This window comes from Rubrilithobacter danxiaensis (genome assembly GCF_047272945.1).
In the GTDB taxonomy this organism is placed as follows: Bacteria; Bacteroidota; Bacteroidia; order Sphingobacteriales; family Sphingobacteriaceae; genus Rubrolithibacter; species Rubrolithibacter danxiaensis.
In genome coordinates this window covers 137,456-159,750 of record NZ_JBKOPS010000003.1, presented here as the reverse complement: position 1 = coordinate 159,750, position 22,295 = coordinate 137,456, and the positions used below count along the sequence as shown (strand labels likewise).

General features: G+C 39.3%; 19 protein-coding genes. 6 read left to right on the top strand and 13 right to left on the bottom strand.

Going from position 1 to position 22,295, the window contains the following annotated elements; all coding sequences use genetic code 11:
- Positions 1-20 precede the first annotated feature (20 nt).
- Together ACLCDL_RS04765 and ACLCDL_RS04760 are read right to left on the bottom strand one after the other, a co-directional pair.
- On the bottom strand, positions 21-1,247 hold the full coding sequence (locus ACLCDL_RS04765; RefSeq protein WP_423147131.1) for a pyridoxal phosphate-dependent aminotransferase: 1,227 nt from the start codon (positions 1,245-1,247) through the stop codon (positions 21-23).
- A gap of 68 nt (positions 1,248-1,315) precedes the next feature.
- Positions 1,316-1,708 carry a DUF1573 domain-containing protein gene (locus ACLCDL_RS04760; RefSeq protein ID WP_423147130.1) on the bottom strand — a complete coding sequence of 131 codons (393 nt, stop codon included), beginning with the start codon at positions 1,706-1,708 and terminating at the stop codon, positions 1,316-1,318.
- A 129-nt stretch (positions 1,709-1,837) separates the two neighbouring features.
- Here ACLCDL_RS04760 and ACLCDL_RS04755 point away from each other — a divergent pair, with 129 nt between their 5' ends.
- Both ACLCDL_RS04755 and ACLCDL_RS04750 read left to right on the top strand, forming a co-directional pair.
- Positions 1,838-4,246: an alpha-ketoacid dehydrogenase subunit alpha/beta gene (locus ACLCDL_RS04755; RefSeq protein ID WP_423147129.1), complete on the top strand. Its 2,409-nt coding sequence runs from the start codon at positions 1,838-1,840 to the stop codon at positions 4,244-4,246.
- A gap of 97 nt (positions 4,247-4,343) precedes the next feature.
- The gene (locus tag ACLCDL_RS04750; RefSeq protein ID WP_423147128.1) at positions 4,344-7,022 is read left to right on the top strand and encodes a valine--tRNA ligase; all 2,679 of its coding nucleotides are present in this window, start codon (positions 4,344-4,346) and stop codon (positions 7,020-7,022) included.
- Between the two features lie 6 nt (positions 7,023-7,028).
- Here ACLCDL_RS04750 and ACLCDL_RS04745 read toward each other — a convergent pair whose 3' ends face one another.
- A complete protein-coding gene (locus tag ACLCDL_RS04745) occupies positions 7,029-7,283 on the bottom strand; it encodes a hypothetical protein (protein WP_423147127.1) in 255 nt (84 codons plus the stop codon).
- 275 nt (positions 7,284-7,558) lie between these two features.
- Complete coding sequence (locus ACLCDL_RS04740) at positions 7,559-8,017, bottom strand: type I restriction enzyme HsdR N-terminal domain-containing protein (RefSeq protein WP_423147126.1); 459 nt, start codon at positions 8,015-8,017, stop codon at positions 7,559-7,561.
- Positions 8,018-8,083: 66 nt separating this feature from the next.
- On the opposite strand from ACLCDL_RS04740, the gene holA reads away from it, so the two are divergent.
- Complete coding sequence (gene holA, locus ACLCDL_RS04735) at positions 8,084-9,115, top strand: DNA polymerase III subunit delta (RefSeq protein ID WP_423147125.1); 1,032 nt, start codon at positions 8,084-8,086, stop codon at positions 9,113-9,115.
- A 64-nt stretch (positions 9,116-9,179) separates the two neighbouring features.
- Here the strand turns inward: holA and ACLCDL_RS04730 are convergent, their stop codons facing one another.
- From ACLCDL_RS04730 to ACLCDL_RS04705, 6 genes are all read right to left on the bottom strand, one after another.
- Positions 9,180-11,249: an LruC domain-containing protein gene (locus ACLCDL_RS04730; RefSeq protein ID WP_423147124.1), complete on the bottom strand. Its 2,070-nt coding sequence runs from the start codon at positions 11,247-11,249 to the stop codon at positions 9,180-9,182.
- A 126-nt stretch (positions 11,250-11,375) separates the two neighbouring features.
- Complete coding sequence (locus tag ACLCDL_RS04725; protein ID WP_423147123.1) at positions 11,376-12,032, bottom strand: J domain-containing protein; 657 nt, start codon at positions 12,030-12,032, stop codon at positions 11,376-11,378.
- Positions 12,033-12,114: 82 nt separating this feature from the next.
- Positions 12,115-12,666: a J domain-containing protein gene (locus ACLCDL_RS04720; RefSeq protein WP_423147122.1), complete on the bottom strand. Its 552-nt coding sequence runs from the start codon at positions 12,664-12,666 to the stop codon at positions 12,115-12,117.
- A gap of 628 nt (positions 12,667-13,294) precedes the next feature.
- Entirely contained in the window at positions 13,295-13,954 is a 660-nt protein-coding gene (locus tag ACLCDL_RS04715; RefSeq protein ID WP_423147121.1) for a 3-oxoacid CoA-transferase subunit B, read from the bottom strand.
- Positions 13,955-13,956: 2 nt separating this feature from the next.
- On the bottom strand, positions 13,957-14,652 hold the full coding sequence (locus tag ACLCDL_RS04710) for a CoA transferase subunit A (RefSeq protein ID WP_423147120.1): 696 nt from the start codon (positions 14,650-14,652) through the stop codon (positions 13,957-13,959).
- Positions 14,653-14,669: 17 nt separating this feature from the next.
- Positions 14,670-16,274 (bottom strand): acyl-CoA carboxylase subunit beta, encoded by a 1,605-nt coding sequence (locus ACLCDL_RS04705; RefSeq protein WP_423147119.1) that lies wholly within the window; start codon positions 16,272-16,274, stop codon positions 14,670-14,672.
- A 120-nt stretch (positions 16,275-16,394) separates the two neighbouring features.
- Between ACLCDL_RS04705 and ACLCDL_RS04700 the strand changes: the two genes are divergently transcribed.
- The 3 genes from ACLCDL_RS04700 to ACLCDL_RS04690 are packed head-to-tail and all read left to right on the top strand — an operon-like array spanning position 16,395 to position 19,221.
- Positions 16,395-17,543: an acyl-CoA dehydrogenase family protein gene (locus ACLCDL_RS04700; protein WP_423147118.1), complete on the top strand. Its 1,149-nt coding sequence runs from the start codon at positions 16,395-16,397 to the stop codon at positions 17,541-17,543.
- Entirely contained in the window at positions 17,544-18,389 is an 846-nt protein-coding gene (locus tag ACLCDL_RS04695) for a hydroxymethylglutaryl-CoA lyase (RefSeq protein WP_423147117.1), read from the top strand.
- Between the two features lie 7 nt (positions 18,390-18,396).
- Positions 18,397-19,221 (top strand): enoyl-CoA hydratase/isomerase family protein, encoded by an 825-nt coding sequence (locus tag ACLCDL_RS04690; RefSeq protein WP_423147116.1) that lies wholly within the window; start codon positions 18,397-18,399, stop codon positions 19,219-19,221.
- Positions 19,222-19,225: 4 nt separating this feature from the next.
- On the opposite strand, the gene ACLCDL_RS04685 is transcribed toward ACLCDL_RS04690, so the two are convergent.
- The 3 genes from ACLCDL_RS04685 to ACLCDL_RS04675 are packed head-to-tail and all read right to left on the bottom strand — an operon-like array spanning position 19,226 to position 22,003.
- A complete protein-coding gene (locus ACLCDL_RS04685; protein WP_423147115.1) occupies positions 19,226-20,200 on the bottom strand; it encodes a 2-dehydro-3-deoxygalactonokinase in 975 nt (324 codons plus the stop codon).
- A gap of 12 nt (positions 20,201-20,212) precedes the next feature.
- Complete coding sequence (gene dgoD / locus ACLCDL_RS04680; protein ID WP_423147114.1) at positions 20,213-21,361, bottom strand: galactonate dehydratase; 1,149 nt, start codon at positions 21,359-21,361, stop codon at positions 20,213-20,215.
- Positions 21,362-21,370: 9 nt separating this feature from the next.
- Entirely contained in the window at positions 21,371-22,003 is a 633-nt protein-coding gene (locus ACLCDL_RS04675; protein ID WP_423147113.1) for a bifunctional 4-hydroxy-2-oxoglutarate aldolase/2-dehydro-3-deoxy-phosphogluconate aldolase, read from the bottom strand.
- Between the last annotated feature and the right edge of the window lie 292 nt (positions 22,004-22,295).

Here is a 22,295-nt window from a genome sequence, read left to right as displayed (position 1 = left end):
TTATACTGTCAGATTGTTTTTTAGCTGTTCATCAAAACCTGTTCTTTTTTAGCTGTTCTGCCCGGATATTCCTGCAGGGCTTTTTCTAAACAGATCATCGCTTCAGCCAGATCTTTCTTGTTCAAAACGTATGCCAATCTTACTTCATCCCTGCCTTTCCCTGGCGTGCTGTAAAATCCTGAAGCGGGAGCCAGCATAACCGTTTGATTATTATAAGTAAATTTTTCCAGTATCCATTGGCAAAACTTCTCCGCATCATCTACCGGAAAACGGGCTACTACATAAAAAGCGCCTCCGGGATTTGGACAGAATACACCTTCCATTTTATTCAGGGAATCCACTAATATTTTTCTTCTTTCTGAATATTCTTTTCTAACATTTTCAAAATAGGAAGGAGGAGTGTCAATAGCAGCTTCCCCTGCAATCTGCTCAACCATTCCGGCGCTTAAGCGGGCCTGTGCGAATTTTAACGCTGTAGCAAGCACTTTTTTGTTTTTAGTAATCAGAAATCCCAGTCTTGCTCCGCAGGCGCTGTATCTTTTTGATAAGGTATCTATCACAATTACATTATCATCAATTCCGCTAAGGTGCATGGGCGATACAAAACTTTGTCCGTCATAGCAAAAATCGCTGTATGCCTCATCGGCAAACAAATACAGGTCATATTTCAGGCAAAGGATCTTGATGTTTTCCAGCTCTTCCCTTGAATACAAGTACCCGGTTGGATTATTCGGACTGCAAATAAAGATAGCCTTTGTCTTATCTGTAATAAGCTTTTCAAACTCACTGATGGGTGGCAAAGCGAAACCGTTATCAATACTGGATAGTACCGGTTTTATAACAGCATCGCTCATGCAGGCAAATCCGCTGTAATTGGCATAAAAAGGCTCTGGTACTATAATTTCATCACCGGGATCCAGACAAGACTGTGTTGCAATAATAAAACCTTCCGATCCTCCATTTGTAACGATAATATTATCAGGACTGATATTATAGCCTCGTTTGTTGTAATATTCCGCTAATTTCTGACGATAAGAAAAAAAACCTTCAGACGGGGTATAAGCCCAAACCTTGAAGTCAATATTTTTTATTGCATCCAGCATGATCTGAGGCGTTTCTATATCAGGCTGGCCTATATTTAAATGATAAACCTTTTTCCCCTCCTGTTTTGCTTTATCAGCATACGGTGTAAGTTTTCTGATAGGAGAAGCCGGCATCCGGACTCCCTTGTTTGAAATTTTAGGCATATAATGACAAAAATAAAAAAACCCCTCCGTTTAAGGAGAGGTTTCTGAGAATATTTACTAAATCTGTTTTACTTAGAATTACTACTTACTACCTCTCCTTTTATATACAGGACTTTTACCGGTGTTTTGGCGTTTGATTTTACAGTTACCGCCTTAGTGAAAGAGGAGGCTACTGCCGCATTAAATGTTAATTTAATATTTCCAGCTTCGCCTTTTTTAACAGGAGTTTTAGTATAATCTGCAACAGTACAACCGCATGTTGGTTCAACAGCGCTGATTATAAGAGGCTGATCTCCAACGTTAGTAAACTTAAATTCGTAACTTACAGGTTTTCCCTGAGGGATTTTACCAAAGTCGTGAGTTTCAGTTTCAAACTTAAATTCAGGTTGGTTATCGGCTTTTAAAGCAGTCATCAGGGTAAAAGACAAGATAACTGAGAATAACATTAAAATCTTTTTCATTTTCGAACTGTTTAATACAAATATAATAATTTACTTTGATTCAAAAAATTTCCCCTTTGTACGTGAGGGATTGAGCGTAAGTTTCAGGACGACTAATAAATTATTATTTTTGGCCTTGTTTGTATAGATATGTCAGCAACCGAAACCAACCGATTTGATATTACCGAACTTACGTTTGACGATTTTAAAAGGATTGTTATCAATGATTATAAGATAGCGTTTGAAAGCAGACAGGTAAGTTTAATAGGACGGAAGGAAGTGCTTACCGGCAAGGCAAAGTTTGGCATTTTTGGTGATGGAAAGGAAGTAGCTCAGATTGCGATGGCCAAGGCTTTTCGTGAGGGCGATTGGCGTTCCGGTTACTACCGTGATCAAACATTCATGTTTGCCGCCGGCATGGTTACCATAAAGGAATTTTTTGCGCAATTATATGCCAATCCGGATGTGAATGCTGAACCGGCTTCCGCAGGGAGACAGATGAATGCACATTTTGCAAGCAGAAGCATTAATGAAGATGGCAGCTGGAAAGATCATACAGCGATAAAAAACTCTTCTTCAGATATTTCAACAACAGGCGGACAAATGGCAAGGCTCGTAGGTCTTGCACAGGCTTCCAAATTATATCGTGATAATCCTGAACTTTCCTATCTGCGCAATTTTTCTGTTAACGGAAACGAAGTAGCTTTCGGTACTATCGGCAATGCCTCAACATCTGAAGGCGTTTTTTTCGAAGCGATCAATGCAGCGGGCGTATTACAAATACCACTGGCAATATCAATATGGGACGATGATTATGGTATTTCTGTTCCAAACCGTTATCAAACAACCAAGGAGGATATCTCGGAGGTTTTAAAAGGCTTTCAGCGGGATGCAAACGGAGAGGGCTTTGAAATTTTTAAGGTAAAAGGCTGGGATTATCCCGGGCTTTGTGAAACGTATGAAAAAGCAATTCAAATATGCCGTGAACAGCATGTTCCGGTAATGATTCATGTTACGGAAGTTACACAGCCGCAGGGCCACTCAACTTCCGGATCGCACGAAAGATATAAATCAAAAGAACGGTTGCAATGGGAGGCTGAATACGATTGTCTTGTTCAAATGCGAAAATGGGTGCTCGAATCAGCAATTGCTACAGAAGAGGAGCTTAGTCAGTTGGAGCAGGATGCCCGTCAATACGTGCGCCAATGCCAGAAGGAAGCCTGGAATGAATGCAATGCTCCAATTACAGAAGAACTGAACGAGTTGCAGCAGATACTGAAGGAAAGCAACGACGAGCGCTTAACCGGACTTTCTCAACAGCTTAAAGCAGTTGCCATGCCTACCCGGAGAGATTTGCTTGAAACTGTAAGGAAGGCAATAAGATTATTGCGTTTTGAAAGCTCCGAAAGCAGAACTCAATTGCTTGCATGGCACAAAAAACATATGGAACTGAATGCCGAGCGCTATAATTCCAAATTGTTTACAGAAACTATTGATTCTCCGGCAAACGTTCCGATAATTCCGGCTGCATATTCCTCTGATTCTAAAATGATAGATGGCAGAGAGGTTCTCAATGCGTGTTTTGATGAAAATTTCGCCCGTGATGCCCGTTTAATTGCTTTTGGTGAAGATGTGGGGAGTATCGGGGATGTAAACCAGGGGTTTTCGGGCCTGCAAAATAAATATGGGTTGATGCGTGTTTCTGATACAGGAATCAGAGAAAGTACAATAATAGGACAGGGAATTGGCCTTTCCATGCGGGGATTAAAGCCCATTGCGGAAATTCAGTATCTGGATTACCTGCTTTATGCTCTTTATGTAATTTCTGATGATCTTGCCTCGTTGAGTTACCGTACCAAGGCTGGGCAAAAAGCTCCGCTAGTAATCAGGACGCGTGGCCACCGATTGGAAGGCATCTGGCATTCAGGATCTCCTATATCTATGATCCTTGGTTCTATGAGAGGAATACATATTTGTGTTCCAAGAAATATGACACAGGCGGCAGGCATGTATAATACTTTGTTGCGTGCAGATGAACCAGCATTAGTAATCGAATGTCTTAACGGATATCGTTTAAAAGAAAAACTTCCCGTAAACGTGGGAGAATTTACAGTGCCACTCGGGAAAGCCGAAATTGTGCGTGAAGGAGCAGATATTACCGTAATTTCTTACGGATCAACGCTTCGGGTGGTTGAGGAAGCAGCAGAAGAACTGGAAAAATTAGGAATTTCTATTGAAATAGTAGATCCTCAGACTTTGCATCCCTTTGATTACGATCGCTTGTGTGCCCGTTCGCTGAAAAAAACAAACAAACTTTTGGTGGTAGATGAAGATGTTCCGGGAGGTGCATCTGCCTTTATTCTGCAACAGGTTCTGGAAGAGCAAAAAGGATATTATTATTTAGATGGGGCTCCACGAACGCTCACAGCTAAATCTCACAGAACCCCTTACGGTACAGACGGCGATTATTTCTCGAAACCTTCCGCAGATGACGTAATAGAAATTGCCTATTCAATAATGAATGAAAGCAATCCTGAAAAGTATCCTTCATTATTTTAACCGGTCTGCATTTAAACCATATTAAAATATTTTAGCTTTTGATTATTCTCACAAGTTTAGTCAAAAGCTTATTTTTGCCCATTCTTTCGCTTTATAAATGAATATTTCAAAAACATATAATCCACAGGAAACTGAAAATAAATGGTACAAGTACTGGCTTGATAAGAAATTCTTTCGTTCTGTGCCGGATGAACGCGAACCTTACACGATTGTAATTCCTCCTCCTAACGTTACAGGCGTGCTGCACATGGGGCATATGCTTAATAATACCATTCAGGATGTGCTTATCCGGAGGGCACGTATGCAGGGAAAGAATGCCTGTTGGGTACCCGGAACCGACCATGCATCCATTGCAACAGAAGCAAAAGTTGTGGCAATGTTAAAAGAAAGAGGGATTGAAAAGAAGAATATCACCCGGGACGAGTTTTTGCAATATGCTTATGAATGGAAAGACAAGTATGGTGGGATAATATTAAAGCAACTCGAACGCCTGGGAGCTTCCTGCGACTGGGACAGAACACGTTTCACAATGGAAGAAGATCTTTCCAATGCGGTAATTGATACGTTTATTCATTTATATAAAAAAGGACTGATTTATCGTGGTGTAAGGATGGTGAACTGGGATCCGCAGGGCAAAACCGCCCTTTCGGACGAGGAAGTTATCAGAAAGGAAGTAAATCAGAAGTTATACTATATCCGTTATACTATTTCCGGTACTTCAGAATACCTGGTAATTGCTACCACACGGCCTGAAACGATTATGGCTGATACGGCTGTTTGTATCAACCCTAATGATACAAGATATAGCCATTTAAAAGGTAAAACGGTACTTGTTCCACTTATTAACCGTGGAATTCCGCTCATTGAAGATGAGTATGTGGAAATGGATTTTGGAACAGGATGTTTAAAGGTTACACCTGCACATGATCTGAATGATTATGAATTGGGTATTAAGCACCATCTTCCGGTAATTGATATTTTAAATGATGATGGAACATTAAATGAACAGGCTGAGATTCTGGTAGGAGAGGACCGGTTTGCAGCCCGCAAAAAAATTGCAGTTCTGCTGGGAGAAGCAGGCCACCTTGAAAAAGTAGAAGATTATAAATCACAGATAGGTTTTTCAGAACGTACGGATGCGGTTATTGAGCCTAAGCTATCCATGCAATGGTTTTGCAAAATGCCCGAAATGGCAAAACCAGCCTTGCAATATGTATTAGATGGTGAGATCCGTCTGATTCCTGACAAATTTACGAATACATACCGGTATTGGATGGAAAATGTACGCGATTGGTGTATAAGCCGCCAGTTGTGGTGGGGGCAGCAAATTCCGGCATGGTATTATAAAAATGAAGCACCTGTTGTAGCCAAAACAAAGGAAGAAGCAATTGAGCAACTGATTACAGGCTCTGAAGAAAGAAGCGGAATGTCTGAAGAGGAAAAATCAGCATTCAGATCGCTGGCAGAAGAAATAATCAGGCAGGATGATGACGTAGTTGACACCTGGTTCTCTTCCTGGCTCTGGCCGATGTCTGTTTTTGATCCCTCTGTGTGCGGACATCCTGAGGAAAAAGGAAATGCCGATATAAACTATTACTATCCCACAAACGACCTGGTAACAGCACCGGAAATTCTATTTTTCTGGGTTGCCAGGATGATGATGGCAGGGCAGGAGTTCAGGGGAGAAGCTCCTTTTCGTAATGTATATCTTACCGGTATTGTCCGCGATAAGATAGGAAGGAAGATGAGCAAGTCACTTGGAAATTCTCCCGATCCGATTGGTTTGATAGAAAAGTATGGTGCGGATGGCGTAAGAGTTGGTATGCTGCTTTGTTCGCCCGCTGGTAATGACCTCATGTTCGATGAGTCCTATTGCGAACAGGGAAGGAATTTTGCTAATAAAATCTGGAATGCGTTTCGTTTGGTTAAAGGCTGGGAAGTTGATATTAAGCTGGAGAACATGAATACCAAAGCTATTAACTGGTTTGAAAGCCGGTTTAATGCAGCTTTGGCAGAGATAGAAGAAAACTTTACTCAATACCGCCTATCAGAAGCCCTAATGGGTATTTATAAACTGGTGTGGGATGATTTCTGCTCCTGGTATCTGGAAATGGTAAAACCTGCATATCAGCAACCGCTTGATAAGGTTACTTTTGAAGCTACCCTCACTTTTTTTGATACAATTTTAAAGCTTGTTCATCCTTTTATGCCCTTTATTACAGAGGAGCTTTATCATGATGAATTATTTGGAGAGCGGGCACAACTTGATTGTTGTATTGTAGCTCCTTATCCCGCAGCCGGTGAAGTGAATAAACCTTTATTGCAGGAAATTGAGATTGTTAAACAAGTGGTTTCAGAAATACGTAACATTCGTAATTCTAAACAAATTTCTCCGAAAGAAGCTTTGCCACTTGCCATAAAGGTAAACTCCGGTGTTCAGTATCAGGAATACTTACCTGTTATTTCGAAGCTTGCCAACGTGTCTGATGTAGAGTTCACAGAAAATAAAATTACAGGCGCTGCCACTTTTCTTGCCGGTCGTGATGAATTTTTTGTAAGCATTTCAGGTAATATAGATGCTGAAGCAGAACGTGAACGCATTCAAAAGGAGATTGAATACCTGCATGGATTTCTTAAATCGGTTAGTGCAAAGCTTTCTAATGAACGTTTTGTTCAAAATGCAAAACCGGAAATAGTTGAGAACGAACGAAAGAAAAAAGCCGATGCAGAAGCTAAGATCAGCCTGCTTGAGGAAAGCTTAAAAAGTCTAAGCTAATAAAGTTCAGCTTGCAACAGAAAAAGATTGTCTGGCAAGCTGTTTTACCATTTCTTTAACTTCCCAGCGGGTTTGCTCTTTTTTTATCGGCGCCATATTGATCTTGTGGATCAAATTATCACGGGTATGGACTTTCAGTTCGCAAAATCCTGTAGTTATTTTGCTTATTTCTTCTGCCTGAATACGAATGACTTTGTCTTCCTCGAAAGAAAAATAGTCAAATCCTTCATTGTCAATTTTAAGCAGCAGTTCCTCGTTCACAGAATTTTTTAGTTTTACACAGGTTCCAATTAAAAAAATGCAAAAAAAAGTGTTAAGAATACTGAATCCGGTAGGGAGGAACTGAAGGATTATAGCTGCAGTGCTTATACTTATGAACGCTAATAGAAGGCGCAGAGCTATGAATAGGTTTTTCTCATAACTTCTTAAATATCCTTCGCGATAAATCTGGTAATGCATAAGGGCTGTATTTAGAATTATGTATAATTCTATTTACTACGTTTTGACTATGAGAAAGTTACAATTAATGAGTAGTATTATGTTTTAGTGTAGGGAGGAATGTCCGGAAGAAATTCATAAGAGCCTTGTTCAAAATTTATCGTACAGGTATAATGATGGATACCGTTACTCACCAGCAACAGCGGAATTTTATGTACTATATTGTAGCGGGCAATCTGATCAAAGGTTTTCTGGGAAATTTTAACAGAAGGAGCCTTGCATTCAACCAGTAAAATTTTTTCCCCTATCGAATTGTAAATAACTAGGTCGGTTCTTTTTTGCAGCGAATTTAGTTTCAGGCCACCTTCTATATTAAATAAGGAAGTAGGATATTTTTTATGTATGATTAGAAATTGAGCCAGGTGTTGCCTAACCCATTCCTCCGGAGTGAGAATAATGTATTTTTTTCGTATAGGGTCAAAAATATAGGTGTTACCGGAATCTTCCTTTATTTTAAAAGGGAAGGGTGGAAGATTCAGGGGAACGGGTTTAAACATGAAGCAATATTAGCCATAGTTTTGCACATGCACTATGCAGGAAAAATAATTTTGTAATTTGGCATTATGAATGCTCCGGCCCTTTTTAGCGATTTGAAGAAACGGAATTTTAAACCGGTTTATTTGTTGCATGGTGAAGAATCATATTATATAGATCTTTTTGCTGAGTACCTTGAAAAAAATGTTCTTTCTGAAGCCGAGCGGGGATTTAATCAAAGCGTTTTTTACGGCCGCGATGTCGATTTTACTACCATACTCAATGCGGCAAAACGATTCCCGATGATGAGCGATTACCAGGTTGTACTGGTTAAAGAGGCGCAGGATCTTAAATGGAGCAAGGATAGCGAAGACGATAAAAAAGCGGCCGACCCACTATTAAGTTACCTCGAAAAGCCCCTTAATAGTACCATACTGATTTTTTGCTATAAAAACGGAAAGTTTGATAAGAGGAAGAAAACATATAAAGCCATTGAAAAGAACGGGATTGTTTTTGAGTCTGTAGTGGTTTATGACAATAAAATACCTGTCTGGATAGAGGACTTTGTAAAAGAAAAGGGATATAAGATACATGCAAAAGCTGCAGCATTAATCGCTGAATATTTAGGTAATGATCTTTCTAAAGTTGCTAATGAGTTGGAGAAACTCATGCTCAACGTGCCTAAAGATAAAGAAATAACTGCAGAAGATGTGCATAACAATATCGGCATCAGTAAAGAGTTTAATGTATTTGAACTACAGTCTGCCCTTGCCCGAAAGGACGCTTATAAGGCTAACCAGATCATAAATTATTTTGCTGCAAATCCCAAAACAAATCCTATCCAGTTAACCCTCGGAACTTTAAATACCTATTTTGTTAAGGTTCTTAAGTACCATTATCTTTCAGATCATTCAGCGCCAAGCGTTGCACGCGAACTTGGAGTTAACCCCTTTTTTGTTAAAGATTACGAACAGGCGGCAAAAAGTTACCCGATGCCTAAAATATTTAACATTATCAGTTATTTACGGGACTGCGATTTAAAGTCGAAAGGAGTTGAGGCTACAGGTAATACGGAGGACAGTGAACTCATTAAAGAACTTGTCTTTAAGATTATTCATTAAATTATTTTTCAAATAGTGAAATAATGATCTCGAATCATAAGTTGCCCTGATTCCAGGTACTATGCTATTTGTTAAAAATATTTTCAGAATTCCTGTATCCGCTTCCCAAATTCATATACCAGTCGGTAAATAATGTTCCTCCTGATTTTGTCCAATCCAAAAAGTGCAGGAATGTTTTGTCTATAGCACTTTCTTCCGTCGGATAAGAAAAAGATTCAAGAAAATTTATAGCATAGGGCCAGTTTTCTTTAGTAAGATAATAACGGCCTGTTGCCGGATTTGAATTGTCGTTTAAAGTATTGAATAGCGATTTATCTACTTTATCTGTAGGTGGATGGCCGGGAAGATGAATTTCGTAACCTCTTCTCATATTGCTTATAAGAAACGGATTGAACGGAGCACTCCCAATAGTTTCCTGAGAAACCGGAGAATAAAATTTTATATTAATATGAGCTGTATCTCCCTCAACTTTTGGCATAGAGGGTTTAGTGTTCACAAAATATGCACCGGCATAATTTGATATCAGGGCATCGGTGTTGTCGAATGGTATTACCACTACCTTGCTTTGTCCTTCTTCTATCCCTTTAGCGTTTAACTGGATATAAGAATTTACAAGTTTTTGCCCTGTTACTTTACTCACGAGTGAAGGATCAAATGGAAATTGCACACCGAATCCATTTCTATAAGATGCGCCCACTGCCTTTACAGTATAATTCGCATTTATTTCAACAACTTTATTGGCTGAGTTCGTTATAAATGCATAACGGTAATTCACAACCAGGTCGTTCAGGTCATAATCTCCGGTAGCGGGCCAGTTATCTTCAAATGACAATGTTGCAAAAGCATTTTTAGACGGATAGTAATTAGTATAGGCACGGGAAGCATCGTTGGGAAATTCGTCATCTTCATCATTAATTCCATCTCCATCAGCATCTGCCGCTTGCTCAAGTGGTTGAACTCCCAATGTGGATATAGAAGTGCTTGGATTAGCGCTTGCGAAAAGCATTACATCGTTAAAATCATGATCGCATTCTTCCTGGTCCCGTGGTGAATCTTCAAAACCTATTATAAAGCGGTTTTCTTTTGCATAGTTTAACAATACACTATGTTTCTTCAATGAAGAACTGCTTTCTGGATTCAGCGCAGAATTTGAATAGTATTTTACAGCATTGCTGTTTACTTTTTTAGTGCTATTGTTCCAGCCATTTGAAAACAGAACAAAACCTATGGATACACCGGCAGGAAACGTTCCCAATTTAATTTTATCACCTGATCTCATACTGCCGCCGCGGCCGTATAAGGAAGCATTTGGAAGAACATAGTAAACTTTTTCAATATCAGAAGGATCTGTCGGCGGATCGAGAGTAGGATAGGTATAATAACCTATCGAATTGGAATAAGTAGCTCCTTCAGAAATAAAGGTAACATATACATCCGATTCCTTTGTCAGGTTAATTGAGGAAGCTGCATTTGCTGATACAATATTAGGGTGTAATGTTCGCTGGTCTTTTTGTTCAGGAAGTGTTGAATTTATTAAACTCAGCATTTCAGCATTTATATTATCCGGGAAAAGTTCTCTGTATAATGGCCTGCCCTGTAAATCATACAAACCCATATAAATATAACTTGCGGGCTTTGTGGCACTTACTGTGTTTAAAGATGCTTTTTTTGCTAAAGAAAGCTTGTTAGACGGATTAATTGCAGATTCCGAAATATCTCCACTAAATCCTTCTTTTCCGCCAATCGTACATTTAATTTTATTATTAACAATTACAGCTTTCGCATTTCTAAGAAGCCCTACATAATTCGGGTCTATAATTAAGGTGTCAAGATAGGAAGCAACACTGATTGTTGACTTAATATTTCCGTTTTCATCTGTAATTGCTTTGAATATGGCATCTTCTTGTGATGGCTTATCAGGCAGGTTAACAGTTAAAGGTATTCCTTTTAACGGTTCACCTGTATTTGTCAATAAGGTTATATCAAGATCTACCTTTTGAGATGTAGTATATGAAAAACCATCAGGAGCAATTTTATTAATTCCTTCTTCTCCTTTTCCTCCCGGATCTTTTTTACATGAAACTGCCATTGCAATTAGGGTAGTAAAAAAGATGTAGCGTAAAAACTGCTTCATTTTATTCTTTTAAACGAGAATAATACAGGGGTATCCCGTAAATTATTCAGTGTTAGTTTTTACGACTATGAAACTGTGGAAGTTTCAGAAAAAAATAAAAAAGGGTTAACTTAAAGAATATGCAAACTATTTGCTTTTGAGTATAATAGCAGAATCTTTTAGAGCAGAAGATTTTGAAATTCTTTTTATTTCAACTGCGTTGATGATTAATTCTTCATCAAGTTTCGTTTCAGTCTTTTCAGATTTTATTGTCTTTATAGGATTTGGGAAGCCCTGTTTTGTCGATTCAATTACTTTTTTGGGTTTAACCGCGGTTTCTTCCTCTGATGTGGAGATAAGATTTAAGACCGGAGTAGTATCTGTGCGGTTGTAATACTCCATATTGAACGAGTTGGAGCTTTGTTCGTAATTTTTTTCAATATCTAAAATTATAAAACCTATTAAAACCAAAATAAAACCCGAACATAGCAATGCATAGAGTGGATGGTAAGACCTGTAAAATGAGGGTTTGAAAGGATTGCCCTGCAGCCTTTTGGTAATTTTATATTTTATTGAATTTCTTTTTCTTTTAGCGTTTTCAAACGCCTTGTTATATTCTTCCCTTTTTGCTTTGTTTTTTAATGTAAAATAAGCTTCCTGGATTTCCTGGAAACGTTGCTCTGAATATTTACTGCCATTATTTAAATCCGGATGATGTTCTTTTGAGAGCTTTCTGAACGCTTCTTTGATCTCCTGAAAGGTAGCAGAATGATTAATGGCCAGTATTTTGTAATAATCTTTCATAAGCAAAGCAAGAGTGAGAATTAACTATTAAATAAAAAATTTACCAGCCATTTTGTTTTATCAAATTTAATCAATCATACGGTTATTTTGTGGCATCTTCTCCTTTTTGTAAAGGATTCAAAAAAATTGAATCGCCTTTATACCCTTCAATTAAATCTAACGTGTCTATTACAGTTTCTTTTTCGTAGTTGAAATCAGAATGATCTTCTACAGGAGCCATGCTGTTTTCCAGGCGGCTTATTATAATGGCTGTCACAATGAATAGGAAAACTCCAGCGGCTATAATATACCGATTGATAAGATTGTCTTTTGATTTTCTTGATTTTTTTGATCCTTTTCTGTGCGTCTGCGAATGTGTATGTATTTTCTGATAGGGAACAGTAAAATTTCCCGCGGTTTTATAGCTTGTTTTTTGTTGATTATGACGCCCTAACCGGTCATCAAACTCTCTTCTTTTTAGAGGGCTTTTTAAGGTGTAATAAGCTTCCTGTATATTTTTGAAATGCTCTTCAGCCTGCAGGTTGTCCTGGTTTAGGTCAGGATGGTATTTTTTTGATAATTTTCTAAATGCGGCTTTTATTTCTTCTGCTGTTGCCGAAGAATCAATCCCTAATATCGAATAATAGTTCCTCATTTAGTAAGCTAAATTTTACAATTCAATTTCTTCCCCTGCCATTGAATTGGCTTGTTTTTTGTTTTATCAGAGATAAATCCCATTATCTATGATTATTAAATTACCACATCCCATCACTGTTTCCAGTAAGCGGAGAGACCATAGCGTTTTCTTCAGAAGAAGCCCCGCAATGCCTTATGATGAAAGAATCAAAAGCGACAGATGGGCTACTGTATTGTTTGCTTTTATTAGTTTTATTGCAATTATGCTTGTATATTTTTTAGTATATATGAATTGAAATTTACTACAGCACCTATTTATACTTCTTGTTTATCAGGTAAATATAAGGCATCTTAACTAATTAATGTTACAACTTGTTTTTGTTTAGGTTAAAAAAATGTATTGTTTTAAATGCAGATGCTTTCGCATTTTATCGTAAATCCTTACTTCGCAGTTCCCGGGGAATAAAAAAGAAGAACGGCTGAAAGCCGTCCTCCCAAAAAAAAATTATGAAGTTAATACTTCATGGAGACGCTGCTCCACAACCATAAACGAATATTCTTCAATACAGTTTGTTTTGAGCGTAAAAAAAATTAATTGAGAATGATTAGTTTTTTAACAGAAATAGAGGAATTTAAAAAAAGCGTTGTTAATCTATTTTCATTACAGGGATAGCTCCTTCTATAATAAGGGTTCCTTCAGTTGCTTTCTTTACATCTTCAATTGTTACATCGGGCGCTAATTCAAGTAATTTGAATCCTCCCTGTGGAAGAACATCGAGTACAGCCAATTCAGTAACTATTTTTTTTACACACCTTAATCCCGTAATTGGCAGTGAACATTTTTTAAGGAGCTTTGACTGACCTTCTTTATTTACATGCTGCATTGCTACAATAATATATTTTGCCGAAGAAACAAGATCCATAGCGCCACCCATTCCTTTTACCATTTTACCCGGAATTTTCCAGTTAGCTATGTCGCCGTTTTCTGAAACTTCCATTGCGCCTAAAACAGTTAAATCTATATGTCCGCCCCGGATCATTCCAAAACTCTCTGCTGAATTGAACAGGGAAGAGCCGGGCAGCATGGTAACTGTTTGTTTTCCGGCGTTAATCAAATCCGCATTCACTTCTTCCTCTGTAGGAAAAGGGCCAATGCCTAAAAGTCCGTTTTCCGATTGTAGCACTACGTTTATAGTATCGGGAATATAATTGGCGACCAGCGTGGGTATTCCAATTCCAAGGTTTACATAATAACCATCCAGTAATTCCTGCGCAATCCTTTTGGCAATTTGGTTCTTATTTAACATGGTTAGGTTTTTAAAGTGATATGCTCAATGCGTTTTTCATATTTTTCTCCCTGAAAAATCCTGTTTACAAATATCCCCGGAGTGTGTATTTCATTCGGATCAAGGCTCCCGGCCGGTACAAGTTCTTCTACTTCGGCAATTGTTATTTTCCCTGCTGCAGCCATTATCGGGTTAAAATTGCGGGCGGTTCCTTTGAAAATTAAATTACCCGCAGTATCACCTTTCCAGGCTTTGATAAGCGAATAATCCGCTTTAAGCCATGATTCAAGCAGGTATTGTTTTCCGTTAAATTCTCTCATCTCTTTGCCTTCCGCTATTTCTGTACCTACACCTGCAGGAGTGAAAAATGCCGGAATGCCCGCACCACCGGCACGGATACGTTCTGCCAGCGTTCCCTGAGGATTTAGCTCTACCTCCAATTCGCCGGAAAGCAGTTGCCGTTCAAATTCAGCATTCTCACCCACATAAGAAGAAATCATCTTTTTTACCTGCCTTGCTTTCAGCAAAAGCCCTATTCCGAAATCATCAATACCTGCATTATTTGAAATACAGGTAAGGTTTTTTATGCCTTTTTTGAGTATGGCAGAAATGCAGTTTTCAGGAATGCCGCATAATCCAAATCCTCCCAGCATTAATACGGCCCCGTCAGGAATATCAAATGTAGCTGCTTCTGCATTTTTAACAACTTTGTTTATCATAACTTATGATTCAATTATCAGGTCTGAATTACGCCCACATTGTACCGACTTGTAATTGGGGCATGATTGGCCGCTTCAATACCCATAGAGATAATGTGTCGTGTTTCCAGCGGATCAATCACTCCATCTACCCAGAGGCGTGCAGACGCGTAATACGGGCTGAGTTGCGAGTCGTATTTCTCACTGATCTTGTCTAATAAAATCTTCTCTTCATCTTCCGTTATTTCTACGCCACGAGCCTTTAATGCTGCTTCCTGTATCTGTAATAATGTTTTTCCCGCAGAAGCTCCGCTCATTACTGCAATCTGACCGGTAACCCATGAAAATATCAGCCGGGGGTCGTAAGCTTTACCGCACATGGCATAGTTTCCGGCGCCATACGAGTTGCCGATGATGAATGTAAACTTGGGAACTACTGAATTCGCCATTGCCGAAACCATTTTTGCCCCATCTTTAATAATTCCTCCATGTTCAGACCGGCTTCCAACCATAAAGCCTGAAACATCCTGGAAGAAAATCAGGGGAATTTTTTGCTGATTACAGTTCATTATAAAGCGAGCTGCTTTATCTGCAGAATCGGAGTAAATTACGCCGCCCATTTGCATCTCGCCTTTTTTTGATTTTACCACTTTCCGCTGGTTGGCTATAATACCTACCGCCCAGCCGTCAACACGTGCAAAACCACAGAGAAGGGTTTGGCCATACAGTTCTTTGTACTGTTCAAACTCGGAATTATCTACAAGCCGTTCTATGATATCGAGCATATCGTATGGTTTTGTACGGTCAGCCGGTAAGATGTGGTAAATCTCTTCCGGTTGTTTTTTAGGTTTAACCGAATCTATCCGGTCGAAGCCGGCTTTAGTACTATGACCTGTTTTGTCGAGAATCCTTTTTATAGCATCCAGACAGGATTCGTCGGTTGGATATTTATTATCGGTTACTCCGGATATTTCGCAATGAGTAGCAGCACCTCCCAGGGTTTCATTATCGATATCTTCGCCAATGGATGATTTTACAAGGTACGATCCTGCCAGGAAAACAGAGCCGGTTCCTTCTACAATTAATGCGTGATCCGACATAATGGGTAAATAGGCCCCACCGGCAACACAACTTCCCATGATGGCAGAAATTTGTATAATTCCCATTGAAGACATTTTTGCATTGTTCCTGAAAATCCTTCCAAAATGTTCTTTATCCGGGAAAACTTCATCCTGCATAGGCAGATAAACTCCTGCACTGTCTACCAGGTAAACAACAGGAAGATTATTTTCCATTGCAATTTCCTGTGCACGAAGAATTTTCTTTGCGGTAATCGGAAACCAGGCGCCGGCTTTAACAGTTGCATCATTCGATACAATTACGCACATTCTTTGTGAAACATAGCCCATAACCACAACCACTCCGCCAGAGGGGCAACCTCCTTCATCTTCATACATTCCTTCCCCGCAAAATCCGCCGATTTCTAAAACTTCGGTTCCTGTATCCAGTAAGTAATCTATTCTTTCACGAGCGGTAAGCTTTCCTTTTTTTTTATGAGCCTCCATTTTTTTTACCCCTCCCCCAAGCTTCACTTTTTCAAACCGCCTGTTTAATTCATTAAGTAATTCATGGATTTCCGGCATAGCAGGTTATAGGTTAATTGCTTTTCTGAATAATTTCTCAACAGATAATTACTACTACTAAAACCAACTAAACAGAAAATTGATTGTTTTTACATCAACCAATTATAAAGGATAGCTTGTATGGGATTTTTTGAAGATGAGATTGATGAACAATCAGAGTTGATTAAACAAAGTGCAAAGGAATTCGCAGACGCTTACATCAAGCCTTATGTGATGGAGTGGGATGAAGCGCAGGTATTTCCAGAAGATGTTTTCCATAAAATGGGCGAGCAGGGTTTTATGGGAGCAATTGTGCCGGAAGCATATGGCGGATCAGGACTCGATTATCAGGCTTATATTACTATTATAGATGAGATTTCGCAGGTGTGCGGTTCTGTTGGCTTGTCGCTTGCTGCTCATAATTCGCTTTGTACCAATCATATTCTTCAATTTGGGAATGAAGAACAAAAAAATAAATATCTGCCGCTGCTTGCCAGTGGGAAATGGATAGGCGCCTGGGGTTTAACAGAAACAGGTACCGGCTCGGACGCGGCAAATATGAAAACAGTTGCAAAGCCGGATGGAGACGGATGGGTAATAAATGGTTCAAAAAATTTCATTACCAATGCTATCCACGGAGATGTAGCGGTAGTGATTGCCCGTACAGGCGAAAAAGGCGATTCACATGGTATGACCGCTTTTATTGTGGAAAAAGGTATACCGGGCTTTACTGCAGGGAAAAAAGAAAATAAACTTGGGATGAGAGCTTCTGAAACTGCCTGCTTGTTTTTTGATAATTGCCGGATTTCCAATGAAAACATACTTGGACAAGTGGGCGAGGGCTTTCTGCAATCTTTAAAAATACTGGATGGAGGGCGAATTTCTATAGCAGCATTATCTCTAGGGATAGCCAAAGGAGCATATAACGCAGCTATAAGCTACTCAAAACAGCGGGAACAGTTTGGACAGCCTATCTCTCACTTTCAGGCCATTTCGTTTAAACTTGCGGATATGGCTACAAAAATAGAGGCAGCGGAATTATTGATTCGTAAAGCCGGAAGTTTAAAAGACAGGGGAGAGAAAGTAACCAAATTATCAGCCATGGCAAAATATTATGCCTCAGAAGTGGCAGTGGAAGTAGCAAATGAAAGTGTGCAGATTCATGGAGGTTATGGTTTTACGAAAGATTACCCGGCCGAGAAGTACTACCGTGATGCAAAGCTTTGTACAATTGGTGAAGGAACTTCTGAGATACAAAAGATTGTAATCTCCAGAGAAATTTTAAAATAAATGAAGCTGGTTGAATGTCCGAGAGATGCTATTCAGGGTATAACGTCTTTTATCCCGACAGAAAAAAAGGTGTTGTACCTGAATGAATTACTCCAGGTTGGATTTGATACAATTGATTTCGGAAGTTTTGTTTCACCAAAAGCTGTTCCGCAAATGGCAGATACCGGAGAAGTACTGAAACAACTTGACCTTAGTTCAGCAAAAGCGAAACTGCTGGCTATTACAGCCAATAAAAGAGGAGCAGAAGAAGCAGTTAAATTTCCCGAAATAAGTTATCTGGGGTATCCTTTTTCCATTTCAGAAACATTTCAGTTAAGGAATACTGGGAAAACAATTAGCCAATCAGTAGAGGAAGTAAAGAGCATTGCAGAACTTTGCGAAAAATATGAGAAAGAGCTGGTAATTTATATTTCTATGGGATTCGGAAATCCTTATGGTGAAGAGTGGGAGCCGGAAATTGCAGAGAAATGGGTTGAGCAGTTAAGCAGACTGAATATCAGCATTTTTTCTCTTTCAGATACGGTTGGAATTGCGGAACCGGCACTTATTGGTAATTTGTTTGGCAAACTTACTTTAGCTTTTCCCAATTTGGAATTTGGGGCTCATTTTCATACAAATCCCGGCACCTGGGTTGAAAAGATTGAAGCTGCATGGACAGCAGGATGCCGCCGGTTTGACGGAGCAATAGCGGGTTACGGCGGTTGTCCAATGGCAGCTGACAAGCTTGTCGGGAATATGCCTACAGAGAATCTTGTAGAATTTTTGCGGGGCAAGGGTGTAGAAAATTTGCCCTCTGAAACAGAAATAAGTCAATTGAAATTAAGTTTTCATGATCTGATAAATTAGAACTGCCATGTTTTACGCAAAAGAAGCTATTCTGCATTTTTCTGCTGTTAATTTCCGGTTTATTCAAACCCTTGTGGCTGACAGAGTTTTTACTATAAAACTGAACCGGCCTGAAAAGAGAAATGCCTTTACCCCCTTAATGGTTAAGGAAATAGCTTATGCACTGGAGTATGCACAAAGCAACCCGTATATCTGGTGCGTACTTATTGAAGCAGCCGGACCAGTTTTTTGTTCAGGAATGGATTTGAATGTTTTCCAAAATGAAGAACTTGATGAGAAGAATGAAACGCTGCCCGCTGCTCAAAAGGAAGTAAATTTTGGCGATGCTTTTAAAAATTTGACCAAGCCATCTGTTTGCCTTGTTAACGGCCCGGTTTTAGGTGGCGGTTTTCTGATTATTGGTGGTTGTACCTTTGTTATAGCAACTGAAAATTCCCGCTTCGAACTGCCTGAGGTTAAGCGTGGGATTTTCCCGATGCAGGTGATGGCTACGTTGCTGAAAATCATTCCGCCCAGAAAAGTCTTGGAGATGTGTATTCTGGCAAAAAGTTACTCCTGTAATGAAGCCCTGGAATTGGGATTGGTTACCCATTTTGCTACTGCCGAAACGCTCATCCAAAAGAAAAACGACCTGATTCAGTCGATTATTGAAAATTCGCCGTTTGCTATTCAAAAAGGGATAGAAGCATTTTATTCGCTTTCGGATGTTGTTGAAAATGAACGATACGCTTTCCTGCTTGAGAAATTGAAACTTATAAAAGATTCGGAAGATGCACGGGAAGGCTTGGCTGCTTTTAAAGATAAGCGTGAGCCGCTATGGAAGAACCGATGAGGTATTAAACGGCATTCTTTAAAACCTCGAATTGTCCTTTTATGGTTACTTCATCGGCATTTTTTACCGTAACAGAAGTTTTATCTGTTATTCCTAATATAGTAAGCGCTGCAAGATAGTTGTCTAAGAGTACCTCTTCGCCAGCCAAAGTAATGGTTTCAATAGGGGAATTCACTAGATCCTTTAATTCAGATCCTGTTAATAAACCGCTTAAATAATAGTAGTTTTCACGGTTACTGCATTTCTGAAAAAGCATATTTGTACGAACCATGAAACTGGTATGCAAAAGGTTTAGACGGAGACTTTCTTTTACGCCTTTTTCAAAAAAACGCATTGTATCGGGTTCTTTAAGATTTCCCCCTTTTTCAACAGAGGATGATAAAATACTTTTACCGGATAGTAAAGAAAAGAACTCGCCGGTCATATATGTTTTAAATTTTAACACTTTCCCATTCTTTATATAAATGTGTTTGGTATGTGTGCCAGGGTGAATAAACAACTGTCCTTTTGGAGAATTATCGAAGCAACAGCCTACCAGTTGAGTTTCCTCACCTCTCATTACATCATCTTCACTTTTTACTCCCGATATAAGGATTATTTTATGCCTGAAATTATCTTGTGGCCGAATTATTTGGGTTGCTAAATCAGAACCATCCGTTAAAAAGGGTATATTTTTATAAGGAAGTTCGAGCATGCCAATGGTGGAAGATGCCATACCGGAGATTACCAGGGGCACATCATTTAAATTAATCCGCTGCTGTTGCTCTAGTTGATGAATATGATTTTGAATGATTGAAAGATAAAAGGCAAAACGTTTCTCTTCGGGCTGTTTCGTTTCGGTCCATAAATTGAAAGTATTCGTATTTCCTTCATCAGAGCTTTCTTCAGCAAGTATGGCAAGCGTCTCCGTTTCCACCAGACGTAGCCTGAAAGAAGAGGTTCCCCAATCGCAGCTTAAAAATTTTTCAGGTATCTGCATGTTTTAAATAATTTACCACTCAGCTACACTTCCGTCTGTATTTCTCCAAACCGGGTTTCTCCAGTTATGGCCTATTTTTTCGCGTTCAATTACAAGTTCTTCATTTATTTCAATTCCCAGTCCGGGTCCTTCAGGTATTTTTACAAATCCCTTATCGTATTCAAAAACTGTACGGTCGGTAATGTAATCGAGCAGGTCATTATCTACATTGTAATGTATGCCTAAGCTTTGTTCCTGTATAAAGGCGTTATGGCAAGTGGCGTCTACCTGCAAACATGCTGCCAGTGCAATGGGCCCCAGCGGACAATGAGGTGCTGCGGCAACATCAAAAGCTTCGGCCATGGAAATGATCTTTTTACATTCCGTTATTCCGCCCGCGTGAGATAAGTCCGGCTGGATAATATCTGCGTAGCCGTCAATAAGGAGATTTTTAAACTGCCACCTTGAAAACATTCTTTCGCCTGTAGCTATTGGAATTGAAACATGTTTTGCAATTTCACGCAATGCTTCATTGTTTTCGGGCAGAACAGGCTCTTCTATAAACATGGGATTATAAGGTTCCAGTGCTTTGGCCAGGATTTTAGCCATTGGCTTGTGTACCCGTCCATGAAAGTCAACGCCAATTCCTGTATCTGGTCCGGCTGCTTCTCTAACCGCTGCAATACGTGCTACCGCTTCATCAATTTTTTTATATGAATCAACATACGACATTTCTTCCGTTGCATTCATTTTTACAGCGGTAAAACCTTTTTCTATCATGCTTTTGGCAGCCTGCCCGACATGTGCAGGACGATCTCCCCCAATCCAGGAATACACTCGCATGCTGTCTTTTGCCTTGCCACCCAATAACTGATGAACAGGAGCATTGAAGTACTTTCCTTTAATATCCCACAAAGCCTGGTCGATACCGGCAATCGCACTCATCAGAATTGGACCTCCGCGGTAAAATCCACCCCGGTACATTACGTTCCAATGGTCTTCAATATTTAATGGATTTTTCCCGGTGAGATTTTCCATTAATTCTTCGACTGCAGTTTTAACTGTTGCTGCCCTGCCTTCTATAACCGGTTCGCCCCAGCCCGAAATACCCTCATCGGTTTCAATTTTTAAAAACAGCCAGCGTGGCGGTACCTGGAATAATCTGAAGTTGGTAATTTTCATAATTGTCTGTTAAGCAATATCAGAAACCGCTTCTTTAAATTTTCTTGCTCTTTCTGTAAGATTTTGCAGGTAAAGTTCATTCACTTCTTCTTTTGTATTAACAAGTGCGCTCCCCAGTCCGAAAGCTACGGCACCTGCTTTTTTAAATTCTGCAATGTTATTTATATTGACCCCTCCTGTTGGCATCAAAGGAATATGAGGAAGAGGGCCGCTTAGGTCACTGAAATAAGCAGCTCCAACTGAGGCCGGAAAAACTTTAATAATATCGCCGCCATTTGTATAGGCTTTTAATATTTCTGTAGGAGTAAAAGCGCCTGGAATGCTTATTGCACCGTAACGTTTAGTCATTTTTATCGTTTTTGTATTCAACGTAGGTGAAATAATGAATTTTGCTCCCGCTAAAAGTGCAGTTCTTGCAGTTTCCGGATCAAGTACTGTGCCGGCGCCAATAAGCATTTCGTTGCTCATTTCATTTGCAAGGGTTTCAATAACATGCATTGCTTTGGGAGAGTTTATAGTTATCTCCATTGTTTTTATCCCTGCCATGTTAAGGGCATTTGCAATTTGAAGGATATCTTTTGGCTTGGCTCCCCGAATAATTGCTATGATTTTGTGCTGCAGGATGTGTGATAGAGTTTCCATTTAAATCATTAGAAAAAGAAAAAAGGAAATAATAAAGATAACTGAAATTAATAATCAAAGTTTTGTATAAAAGAGGTAAGTAAACAAATAACCTGAGCGGGGGAGCGTCGGATTACACGCATTTATTAAAGAAAAAAAAAGATTTCTGGTAGTTTTTTCGTCGCGAAAGGGACGTTGAAAAATGTCAGGTGAAGAAGGTTAATATAACCAGGTGATAACACGTCAACTAAAATTAAAGCAAATCAGGCATTTTCTGGTTTTAATTAAATTTAATCTTCATAATAAATAGTGT

Coding starts and splice junctions, on each gene's coding strand:
- ACLCDL_RS04765 (WP_423147131.1), bottom strand. CDS start 1,247: ATGCCTAAAATTTCAAACAAGGGAGTCCGGATGCCGGCTTCTCCTATC.
- ACLCDL_RS04760 (WP_423147130.1), bottom strand. CDS start 1,708: ATGAAAAAGATTTTAATGTTATTCTCAGTTATCTTGTCTTTTACCCTG.
- ACLCDL_RS04755 (WP_423147129.1), top strand. CDS start 1,838: ATGTCAGCAACCGAAACCAACCGATTTGATATTACCGAACTTACGTTT.
- ACLCDL_RS04750 (WP_423147128.1), top strand. CDS start 4,344: ATGAATATTTCAAAAACATATAATCCACAGGAAACTGAAAATAAATGG.
- ACLCDL_RS04740 (WP_423147126.1), bottom strand. CDS start 8,017: ATGTTTAAACCCGTTCCCCTGAATCTTCCACCCTTCCCTTTTAAAATA.
- holA (WP_423147125.1), top strand. CDS start 8,084: ATGAATGCTCCGGCCCTTTTTAGCGATTTGAAGAAACGGAATTTTAAA.
- ACLCDL_RS04730 (WP_423147124.1), bottom strand. CDS start 11,249: ATGAAGCAGTTTTTACGCTACATCTTTTTTACTACCCTAATTGCAATG.
- ACLCDL_RS04725 (WP_423147123.1), bottom strand. CDS start 12,032: ATGAAAGATTATTACAAAATACTGGCCATTAATCATTCTGCTACCTTT.
- ACLCDL_RS04720 (WP_423147122.1), bottom strand. CDS start 12,666: ATGAGGAACTATTATTCGATATTAGGGATTGATTCTTCGGCAACAGCA.
- ACLCDL_RS04715 (WP_423147121.1), bottom strand. CDS start 13,954: ATGTTAAATAAGAACCAAATTGCCAAAAGGATTGCGCAGGAATTACTG.
- ACLCDL_RS04710 (WP_423147120.1), bottom strand. CDS start 14,652: ATGATAAACAAAGTTGTTAAAAATGCAGAAGCAGCTACATTTGATATT.
- ACLCDL_RS04705 (WP_423147119.1), bottom strand. CDS start 16,274: ATGCCGGAAATCCATGAATTACTTAATGAATTAAACAGGCGGTTTGAA.
- ACLCDL_RS04700 (WP_423147118.1), top strand. CDS start 16,395: ATGGGATTTTTTGAAGATGAGATTGATGAACAATCAGAGTTGATTAAA.
- ACLCDL_RS04695 (WP_423147117.1), top strand. CDS start 17,544: ATGAAGCTGGTTGAATGTCCGAGAGATGCTATTCAGGGTATAACGTCT.
- ACLCDL_RS04690 (WP_423147116.1), top strand. CDS start 18,397: ATGTTTTACGCAAAAGAAGCTATTCTGCATTTTTCTGCTGTTAATTTC.
- ACLCDL_RS04685 (WP_423147115.1), bottom strand. CDS start 20,200: ATGCAGATACCTGAAAAATTTTTAAGCTGCGATTGGGGAACCTCTTCT.
- dgoD (WP_423147114.1), bottom strand. CDS start 21,361: ATGAAAATTACCAACTTCAGATTATTCCAGGTACCGCCACGCTGGCTG.
- ACLCDL_RS04675 (WP_423147113.1), bottom strand. CDS start 22,003: ATGGAAACTCTATCACACATCCTGCAGCACAAAATCATAGCAATTATT.